General features: G+C 66.8%; 11 protein-coding genes. 6 read left to right on the top strand and 5 right to left on the bottom strand.

Going from position 1 to position 9896, the window contains the following annotated elements; genetic code table 11:
* The 5 genes from G3N99_RS27525 to G3N99_RS27505 all read left to right on the top strand — a co-directional run.
* On the top strand, positions 1-883 hold an 883-nt coding region (locus G3N99_RS27525), incomplete at its 5' end, for an ABC transporter permease (RefSeq protein WP_206123975.1).
* A complete protein-coding gene (locus G3N99_RS27520; protein WP_174931210.1) occupies positions 880-1818 on the top strand; it encodes an ABC transporter ATP-binding protein in 939 nt (312 codons plus the stop codon). The genes G3N99_RS27525 and G3N99_RS27520, both read left to right, overlap by 4 nt.
* Entirely contained in the window at positions 1815-2582 is a 768-nt protein-coding gene (locus G3N99_RS27515) for an ABC transporter permease (RefSeq protein WP_206123974.1), read from the top strand. Before G3N99_RS27520 ends, G3N99_RS27515 begins: the two co-directional genes overlap by 4 nt.
* Before the next feature lie 234 nt (positions 2583-2816).
* Entirely contained in the window at positions 2817-3491 is a 675-nt protein-coding gene (locus G3N99_RS27510) for a lytic transglycosylase domain-containing protein (protein WP_206123973.1), read from the top strand.
* A gap of 19 nt (positions 3492-3510) precedes the next feature.
* The gene (locus tag G3N99_RS27505; RefSeq protein WP_206123972.1) at positions 3511-3909 is read left to right on the top strand and encodes a lysozyme inhibitor LprI family protein; all 399 of its coding nucleotides are present in this window, start codon (positions 3511-3513) and stop codon (positions 3907-3909) included.
* Between the two features lie 22 nt (positions 3910-3931).
* Here the strand turns inward: G3N99_RS27505 and G3N99_RS27500 are convergent, their stop codons facing one another.
* On the bottom strand, positions 3932-4807 hold the full coding sequence (locus G3N99_RS27500; protein ID WP_174936288.1) for a LysR family transcriptional regulator: 876 nt from the start codon (positions 4805-4807) through the stop codon (positions 3932-3934).
* Positions 4808-4978: 171 nt separating this feature from the next.
* Between G3N99_RS27500 and G3N99_RS27495 the strand changes: the two genes are divergently transcribed.
* Positions 4979-6052: an alkene reductase gene (locus G3N99_RS27495; RefSeq protein WP_206123971.1), complete on the top strand. Its 1074-nt coding sequence runs from the start codon at positions 4979-4981 to the stop codon at positions 6050-6052.
* Positions 6053-6205: 153 nt separating this feature from the next.
* On the opposite strand, the gene G3N99_RS27490 is transcribed toward G3N99_RS27495, so the two are convergent.
* The 4 genes from G3N99_RS27490 to G3N99_RS27475 form a co-directional block, all read right to left on the bottom strand.
* A complete protein-coding gene (locus G3N99_RS27490; RefSeq protein WP_174938855.1) occupies positions 6206-6946 on the bottom strand; it encodes a hypothetical protein in 741 nt (246 codons plus the stop codon).
* 375 nt (positions 6947-7321) lie between these two features.
* The gene (locus G3N99_RS27485; RefSeq protein WP_085042872.1) at positions 7322-7762 is read right to left on the bottom strand and encodes a dihydroneopterin aldolase; all 441 of its coding nucleotides are present in this window, start codon (positions 7760-7762) and stop codon (positions 7322-7324) included.
* Complete coding sequence (locus G3N99_RS27480; RefSeq protein WP_174938853.1) at positions 7759-8391, bottom strand: sarcosine oxidase subunit gamma; 633 nt, start codon at positions 8389-8391, stop codon at positions 7759-7761. The genes G3N99_RS27485 and G3N99_RS27480 overlap by 4 nt, the downstream gene beginning before the upstream one ends.
* On the bottom strand, positions 8381-9896 hold a 1516-nt coding region (locus G3N99_RS27475; protein ID WP_277396458.1), incomplete at its 5' end, for a glycine cleavage T C-terminal barrel domain-containing protein. The genes G3N99_RS27475 and G3N99_RS27480, both read right to left, overlap by 11 nt.

Genomic DNA, 9896 nt, shown 5'->3' with positions numbered 1-9896 from the left:
GGCCGCGACGCACGTCGTCGCACCGGATGACACGCTCGCCCGCGTGTCGCCCTCCTCCGGCGTCTGGTTGTTGCTGTTCGCGTGGGCCGTGCTCGTCGCGGACGCGCTCGCACGGCTCGCATTCGGCCCGTGGCGGCGCCTCGCCGCGCTCGTCGTCGCGATAGCAGCGATTTCGGTGCCGCTCGCGAGCGGCTGGTGGGACGGCCTGTCCGTGATGCGCGAATACGCGGTGCGCAGCGACGACTTCTGGATCGAGGCGATCCGGCACGTGTCGCTCGCCGGTGGCTCGGTGGCTGCCGCGCTCGTCGCGGGCGTGCCGCTCGGCATCGCCTGCGCGCGCATCGCGGCGGTGCGTACCGTCGCGATGCCCGTGCTCAATATCGTGCAGACGATCCCCAGCATCGCGATGTACGGGCTGATGATGGCGCCGCTCGGTTTGCTCGCCGCACACGTGCCGCTCGCGGCCGCGCTCGGCATCCGCGGCATCGGCGTCGCGCCGGCCGTGCTCGCGCTGTTCCTGTATTCGCTGCTGCCGATCGCGTCGAGCGTCGTGGTCGGGCTCGGCCAAGTGCCGCCGCACGTCACGGAAGCGGCGCGCGCGATGGGCATGACGCGCGCGCAGCGGCTGCTGCGCGTCGATCTCGTGCTCGCGCTGCCGGTGATCCTGAGCGGCGTGCGCATCGTGCTCGTGCAGAACATCGGGCTGACCGCGGTCGCCGCGCTGATCGGCGGCGGCGGCTTCGGCACCTTCATCTTCCAGGGGATCGGGCAATCGGCCGCCGATCTCGTGCTGCTCGGCGCGATCCCGACGATCGTGCTCGCGCTGGTGGCGGCCGTGATATTCGAAGCCGCGACCACGCTCGCGAAGGGGCGTGCAGGATGATCGAGATCGAACGTGCGGGCAAACGCTTCGGCGATATCGTCGCCGTCGACGACGTCTCGCTGACGATGAAACGCGGCACGATCACCGCGCTCGTCGGCGCATCGGGCAGCGGCAAGTCGACGCTGCTGCGCATGATCAACCGGCTGATCGCGCCCACCAGCGGCACGATCCGCATCGACGGCGTCGATACGGCCACCGTCGCGCCCGAACAGTTGCGTCGCGGCATCGGCTATGCGATCCAGGGGCACGGGCTGTTTCCGCACTGGAGCGTCGCGCGCAACATCGCGACCGTGCCGCGCCTGCTCGGCTGGCCGGCCGATCGCATCGATGCGCGCGTGAACGAATTGCTCGACCTGTTTCATCTCGCGCCGGCCGAGTTCGCGGACAAGCTGCCGCACGAACTGTCGGGCGGCCAGCAACAACGCGTCGGCGTTGCGCGTGCGCTCGCAGCCGAGCCCGCGATGCTGCTGATGGACGAGCCGTTCGGCGCGCTCGATCCGATCATCCGCAACAAGGCGCAGGACGACCTGTTCGCGTTGCAGCGCCGCCTCGGCATCACCGTCGTGATCGTCACGCACGATATCGAGGAAGCGCTGAAGCTCGGCGACACGATCGCGGTGATGGACGGCGGCCGGCTGCTGCAGGTCGCCTCGCCGGCCGAGATACTCGGCAAGCCGGCAGCCGGCGTCGTCGAGCAGCTCGTCGCAGGCGTCGACCGGCCGCTGCGCCTGCTCGCGCTGACGCCGATCGACGCAGTGGCGGAACCCGGTCATGCCGACGGCGAACCGATCGCCGCGACACGCACGCTGCGCGATGCCGTGTCCGAGCTGCTGTGGCGCGGTGTCGACGTGCTGCCGGTCGAAGCCGGCGACGGCCACAACACGCGCCGCATCACGCTCGACGCGATCCGTGCGCACGCAAGGAAGCCCGCATGACGACGCGCAGCAACGTGCAGCCCGGACGATCGGCGCTTCCTGCCACCGTCGCGCGCGCGGCGGCGCTCGCGCTGCTGCTCGTGATGCTGCTGCGCCCCGCATGGCTGCAAGGCTTGTTCGCACCGTTCGCGGACAACGGCGCACCCGTCATCTACGATCGCGCCAGCCTGCTCGACCTCACGCTCGCGCATCTCGGCACGGTCGCGTTGTCGAGCGTGATCGGCACGATCGTCGCGGTCGCGGCCGGCATCGCGGTCACGCGGCCGTGGGGCGCGGATTTCCTGCCGGTCGCGCGCAGCGTCGTGGACATCGGCCAGACCTTCCCGCCCGTCGCGGTGCTCGCGCTCGCAGTGCCGGCCGTCGGCTTCGGCTTGAAGCCCGTGCTGATCGCGCTCGTGCTGTATGGCCTCCTGCCCGTGTTCGAAAGCACGATCGCCGGGCTCGAGGACGTGCCGCGCGACGTCGTCGATGCCGCACGCGGGATGGGAATGAGCGGCTGGCAGCAACTCGTGTCGGTCGAGTTGCCGCTCGCGTTTCCGGTGATCGTCAACGGGGTCCGGCTCGCGGTCGTGATCAACCTCGGCACCGCGACGATCGGCTCGACGGTCGCCGCGCGCGGGCTCGGCGACGTGATCATCGCGGGCCTGCAGACGTCGAACACCGCGTTCGTGCTGCAGGGCGGCGCGATCGTCGGGCTGCTCGCGGTGCTCGTCAGCGACGCGATCGGCGCGATTGCACGGGTGGCGGCCGCACGGCGCGCGTAATGCGCGTAGTACCCGTAGTGCCACATCCTGTCGCACACGAATGCATGTAAAAACGACCGAAACGCACCGCCCGGCGACGTTCATCCGGACTCCGATGCGTGTCCGCGCAACGATCGGCTCGCCGACCGACGCGAATCGACACAAGCCTACATGCCGCTTTCATTCGAACCGGCACTCGACCACCAGCGGCGATTGGCCGATATACTAGGCGCCTTCCAATTCCCTCACTCCACCATGCGACGGTTTCTCTGGCTGATCGTGCTTTCGCTCGGTATCGCGCAACAGGCATCGGCGCAACAGGCGCCCGCACTGCCTGCGTCCGCGCCCGAAGTGGCCGCATCGGCGCCGTCCGTCGCATCCGCGCCGCTCGCCGACACCAACGATCAGCCGAACGAAGCAAACCGCCGCATCACGTCCTACCTGACGAAGAAGTTCGGCGTCGCGAAGGAGCGGGCCGCGAAGCTTGCCGATATCGTGAGCGTCACTGCGACGAAATATTCGCTGCCTCCCGCCCTCGTTTACGCCATTATTTCGATCGAATCGCGCTTCCAGGAAAAGGCGCGCGGCCAGCATGGCGCGACCGGGCTGATGCAGGTCGTGCCGGCCGCGCACCGCGGCCTGGTGCGCAACGTGAAGGACCTGACCGAACCGAACGCGAACGTCGAAGTCGGGTCGGCGATCCTGTCGGGCTACGTGAGAGCCGCCGGTGGCGACGTGCGGGCCGGACTGAGGAGCTACAGCGGCGGTTCGAACGCGTATGCGGCAAAGGTGATGCAGCGGGTCGATTCGTTCCGCTTCGTGCTCGAACCGGACGACGACGCGAAAGCCGCGAATCCCTCGAATGATACGAACGGCCGCATGGTGCCGGTCAGCGAAAAGACGAACCCGACGGCGGCCCGCAACAACTAGCCCCCTTCGTTCGACGCGCATGCGCCACGCCACCCGCTTCCTTGCCGTCGCCGCGTTGGCGATCGGCCACACCACCACGTTTGCCGCCGTCGATTGCGAGCAACACGGCCCGACGATGAGCAACGTGCGGACCTGCATACTCGATCAGAACAACCAGGCCGTCGAACGCGCATACCGGTCGCTCGAGCACAGGCTCAAGCAGCGCAACCCCGATGCCGCCAGCGCGCTCGCGAAGTCGCAAGCAAGCTGGACCCGCTTCGCCAACGACACCTGCGACTACGTGAAAACCGCCAATCCGCAGCAGATGATCCCGGAAGACGCGCGGATGAACTGCTGGGTCGATTTCAGCCAGGCACGCGTGCGCATCCTGAAGAAATGGGAAGCGCAGCTGGACGCGCCGTCACCGGCGCAGAACTGAACGACGAACGGATACCCGCTCGTCACGTCTGCACGAAACGCTCCCTCAGAAACTCGATGAAATGCTGCGTCTTCGCGGGCAGCAGCCGCGTTTCCGTCATCGCATAGACCGGAATCGGCTCGCCCTCCCAATCGGGCATCACGCGGCGCAGCCGGCCCGCGGCCAGGTCATCCGCGACGATCGCTTCGGATAGCAAAATGATGCCCGCATCGAGCGTGGCCAGGCGCCGCAGCATGCCGACGTTATTTCCCGCGAAACGGCTGCTCACCGGTACCGCGACGGTGTGCGTGCCGTCGTGCAGCGTCCACGTGCCGGCCCTCGCCAGGCTGAGGCACGCGTGCCGCGCCAGGTCGTCCGGCGTGCGCGGCTCGCCCTCGCGCGCGAGATAGCCGGGCGACGCATACAGGTAGTTCCCGAGCGTGGCCAGCCGCCGCGCGATCAGTCGAGAATCTTCGGATTCGCCCATGCGGATCGCCACGTCGAACGGTTCGCTCACCAGATCGACACGCCGCGACGTCAGCTCGAAATCGAACGTCAGCTTCGGGTAACGCGTCGAGAACTCGACGATCAGCGGCGCCAAGTAGGTCACCGCGAAATCGACCGGAAACGATGCGCGCAGCACGCCGGTCGGCTCCGCCAGCAGCCCGCCGAGCTGCTCGTGCGCGAGCCGCGCCTCGTCGACGATGCGCTTGCAGCGCTCGAAGTAAAGCTGGCCGGCCTCCGTCAGTTCGATCCGGCGCGTCGTGCGATGCAGCAGCCGCAGCCCGATCGCCTTCTCCAGCGCGCCGATGCGCCGCGACAGCGTCGAGTTCGGCATCCCCAGCGTCTCGGCCGCGCTGCGAAAGCCCTTCGCCTTCACGACTTCGACGAACAACGCCATGTCGTTCAGCAGTTCCATGCTCATTGCCCCACCAATGGATCAATGTTATCCAGATTACCCGGTTTATCCCGAAAAGGAAGCAATGGATGATGGGTGTGTGGAGGCGAGGTCGGCACACCCGTGCGCGGCCAGCGCCCGAGGCGGCACCGACCTGGCGCCGCTATCCCGAATCTCGAGGAGCAACGCATCATGAGCCAACTGTTCACCCCGGCCCGCGTGGGCCGCTACACGCTGCAAAACCGCCTCGTCATGGCGCCGATGACCCGCAGCCGCGCCGCCTTCGACGGCACGCCGGGCCAATGGGCTGCCGAATACTACGCGCAGCGCGCGAGCCTGGGCCTGATCGTCACCGAAGGCACGCAGCCTTCCGACGACGGGCAGGGCTATCTCACCACGCCCGGCATCTATACCGACGCGCACGTCGCCGGCTGGAAGGCGATCAGCGACGCCGTGCATGCGCGCGGCAGCCGCCTGTTCATCCAGCTGATGCACGTCGGACGCATGTCGCATCCCGACAATACGCCGCATCACCGGCAGGCCGTCGCACCGTCGGCGATCGCACCGGGTGCGCAGATGTTCACGGTGAAGGGCATGCTGGACATCCCCGTGCCGCGCGCATTGACGACCGAGGAAGTGCGCGCGACCGTCGAGGACTTCCGCACCGCGGCACGCCGCGCGATCGAGGCCGGTGCCGACGGCGTCGAAATCCACGGTGCGAACGGGTATCTGGTCCAGCAGTTCTTCTCGCCGAATGCGAACACGCGCACCGACGTGTATGGCGGCTCGATCGAGAACCGCGCCCGCTTCGCGATCGAGGTCGCGACGGCGATCGCCGACGAGATCGGCGCCGACCGCACCGCGATCCGCCTGTCGCCCGGCGCCACGCTCGGCGGCGTGGACGAAGGCGAGCAAGGGCCGGACCTGAACCGCTATCTGGCGACCGAACTCGACCGTCTCGGCCTCGCTTACCTGCACGTGATGCATCACGGCAACGAAGCGCTGCTGGCCGACCTGCGCGCGCGCTGGAGCGGCATGCTGATCCTGAACCGCCCGGGCCGCCCGCGCGACACGATCGGCGACGACCTGAAGTCGGGGCTGGCCGATCTCGAAGCGTACGGGCAGATGGTGCTGGCGAATCCGGATTTCGTGACGCGGGTGAAGACCGGCGCGCCGATGAACGACGCGCGGCGCGAAACGTTCTTCGGCGGCGATGCGCGCGGGTATGTCGACTATCCGGCGCTGGATGGGGCGGCTGCGGCTTGATGCTGTCGCGCGGGACGATAGCTGCGACACGCCCGAACTGCATCGCAGCTATCGCAGGTGATCCGCGCGATGTCCGCCACAGACTGAACCTCCCATTGCTCACCACCCGTCACTTTGGACGGAGCGGGGGAAAGGCGGAGCGGAGGCAACGGATCAATCGGTATTTCGCATGGCATCCGGTATCCGGTACGTGCCATCGCGATAGTCGAGTGTCATGTTGCGGCGTTGAGCGGGTGACGTGTGGCCCGAGCATCTATCGACTTCGAGCCGGTTCACGCGCTCGACGTACTTTTCGCTGACCCGCAAAACGGCATAGCCTTGCGTGTCTGCCGGACCGAGTGCGAGCGTGCGCGACGTCTCTGAAGTGCTTGTACAAGGACCATCACGGTCGCCCGTCCAATCGCTCACGATCAGTCGATCCAACACGGTGCGCAAATGCTGCCCATCGATCAAATAGAGACTCAGCGTAGCGATGCCCGACATATCCGCGGGCGGGCCGCCAGACGACTTGAGGCGCACGCCGAAGGCACGTTGAGTGGAGGTCAGCTGATAGCGCGCCGTGTCGAGCTCGATGCCCTCAAAATAGTGATCCTCGGCGTAGTGAATCGCCGATCGCTGAAACCGATGCGCGACTATCGCACCCGTAGCCGTGTCGGCAACCACTACTTCGATGTCGACGACGTTCGGCCCGTCGCTGCTGTCTTTCTGCATCAGGGGTAACGCCCCGATCGTCAGCGCCTCGTTCGCGGGCCAGACCTTGCAAACCGCGTGTGTAGCATCCAGCGTACGGCCGGGATGGAGTTGCGCCGACCAGTTCTGGAGGTTCTCACTGCACCCTGCATGCGCGATAAGCGGCGCCAAAGCGGCAACAGCGCAAATCACAGCGCGTTTCATCTTCGCTTTCCCGATGGTCTTCGTGAATTTTTCCCAATGGCGAATAGTACGTGGGAAACATCGAAAAGCGGTCAGAAGAAGTTCGAAGAGGATTGGAACAGGCCGTGCCGGCAATGGTATTGCCGCTGGCATGGCGCGTAGGGGACGGCACCGCGAACATTGGCGGGCAAGGCCGGCGCAAGCTGCTGGAGCGGGTCCGAAGCTGGTCGCCCAAGAGCGCTCGCGTTATACGTGACGGGGGGTGAACGTCTCATTGTTCCGATATTTCAGGAACAAAGCCGATTACATTCACCGCACACCCATTGTTCTCATATTTCAGGAACAAAGAGATTCGTTCGGCAAACCAGATGCACTGGCTTGCCGTGGCATCCTCCATCAAAACTGCCCCGCCGCCCCCGTCCATCGCAAGTAATCCCCGCGCGTCCAGTCGAGCGACACCCCGACGCGCTTCGTACCGGGCCGGATCTTCGGCTTGTACACCGACAGCGTCAGCGACTCCAGCGCCGGCCACTCCCGGAACGACAGCACCGCGATATCGGCGACGAGCGTCTCGAGCAACCGCGTATGCGGCTTGTGCGACAGGAACGCGGCAATCCGCGCGCAATAGCCGTCGTAATCGATCCACTCGCCCTGCTCGCTCGGCTCGCACCGGTAGCCGAGCCTTGCATCGATCACGATCGGCTGCGGCGCTTCATGCTCGTGCGCATGAATGCCGATCCGCGCGGGCACCTTCAGTTCGTCGACGAACACGCTCCAGCCGCGCCCGCGCAGGCGCGGCGCGTCGATCGCCACGAACGGTTCGTCGAACGGCTTCATGATGCAAGCGGCGCGGCCGCGTCGAGCATGATGCGCACGAAGTAGTCGGCGAAGCTGCGGCGCAGGACGATCTCGAACGCATCGTCACCGGTCGGGATCAGCACGATCGACGACTTGAAGTAGTGCGACTGCGCACACTGGCCCGGCTTGAACGCACGCGGATGGAGATCGAGCGGGCAGCCGCGTGCAAGCACGTCACGCACGCGTTCGCCGCTGATCTCGACCACCGTATAGCCGCTGCCGACGTCGACGGCCGCCGCATACGAACCCTGCACGGCCTCCGCGAGCTGCGCCTCCAGCACGCCGGCCTGCACGGGCCCGTTCGAGCGCACGAGCCACTCGTCGGGGCCGAGCCACAGCACGTCGTACTCGGCGCCGCGCGCCACCGTGTTCGGCGCCGCGGGCGGCCGGCAGCCGACCACGCGCTCGAACGCGCTGACGAACGCCGGATCGCTCAACTCGCCGCGCACGTTGACGAGATCGAGGAACGGCCGCTCGCGCAGCGTGAACTTCTTCGATGCACGCGCCTGGTGCGGCTTCAGCACGTCGGCCGCGCCGACGAACGGCGACTCAAGCGTTGCGCCGCCTGCGCCCGCCACCTGCGTCTGGTTTCTGGTTTCATTCCACATGCTGGCGCACCCCTTCGGTATCGTAGAAAACCGGGCTCGAGATCTTCGCGGTGATGCGCTTGCCGTTGGCCAGCGGAATCACGACGCTCTCGCCCATCTTGTTCAGGCCGCCCTTCACCACCGCAAGCGCGATCGAGCGCTTCAGGATCGGGCTGTAGTAGCTCGACGTCACGTGGCCGATCATCGGCGTCGGATCGACCGCCGACACCTGCGTGTCCTTCGCGATGATCTGCGCGCCTTCCGGCAGCACGAACTGTTCGTCCTCGGTCAGGAGGCCGACGAACTGCTTGCGGCCTTCCTTCGCGGTGTCCGAGCGCGCGAGCGAACGCTTGCCGAGGAAGTCCTTCGACTTCGCGACGACGCCGCCCATCCCGAGGTCGTACGGCGTGATCGAGCCGTCGGTATCCTGGCCGACGATGATGTAGCCCTTCTCCGCGCGCAGCACGTGCATCGTCTCGGTGCCGTACGGCGTGATGTCGAACTCGGCACCGGCCGCCATCAATGCTTCCCACACCGCGCGGCCCGCGTTCGCCGGCACGTTCACTTCATAGGCGAGCTCGCCCGAGAAGCTGATCCGCATCACGCGCGCCTTCGCGCCTGCAACCGTGCCGTTCCGGTAACTCATGAACGGGAACGCCTCGTTGCCGAAGTCGATGTCCTGGCACACCTTCTGCACGACCTTGCGGCTCTTCGGGCCGACCACCGCGAACGTCGCCCAGTGATCGGTGACCGACGACAGCCGCACCTTCATGTCGGGCCATTCGGTCTGCAGCCAGCGCTCGAGCCACGTCAGCACGCGCGCCGCGCCACCCGTCGTGGTCGTCATCATGAAATGCTGGTCGGCGAGGCGCACCGTCACGCCGTCGTCGAACACCATCCCGTTCTCGTCGAGCATCAGCCCGTAGCGGCACTTGCCCACTTCGAGCTTGTTCCACGGGTTCGTGTACATCCAGTTCAGCAGCTTCACTGCGTCCGGGCCCTGGATGTCGATCTTGCCGAGCGTCGACGCGTCGAGGATGCCGACGCTGTTGCGCACCGCCAGGCATTCGCGCTTCACGGCCGCATGGAGATCCTCGCCGTTCTTCGGGAAGTACCACGGCCGCTTCCAGTTGCCGACGTCCTCGAACAGCGCGCCGTGCTCGACGTGCCACTCGTGCACGCAGGTCTTGCGGATCGGGTCGAGGAAATCGCCGAGCTCGCGGCCCGCGAACGTGCCGAACGACACGGGCGTGTAGTTCGGGCGGAACGTCGTCGTGCCCGTTTCCGGAATCGTCTTGCCGAGCGCCCCCGCGAGGATCGCCATCCCGTTGATGTTGCCGAGCTTGCCCTGGTCGGTGCCGAAGCCCATCGCCGTGTAGCGCTTCACGTGCTCGACCGACTCGAAGCCTTCGCGTGCGGCCAGCAGGATGTCCGCGGCCGACACGTCGTTCTGGAAGTCGACGAACTGCTTCGGCCCGCGCGCCGCGGCTTCGCGGCTGCCGACCAGCCACAGCGGCTGCAGTGCA

This window comes from Burkholderia sp. Ac-20392 (genome assembly GCF_017104585.1).
In the GTDB taxonomy this organism is placed as follows: Bacteria; Pseudomonadota; Gammaproteobacteria; order Burkholderiales; family Burkholderiaceae; genus Burkholderia; species Burkholderia lata.
This window is presented reverse-complemented; position numbering and strand designations above follow the sequence as displayed.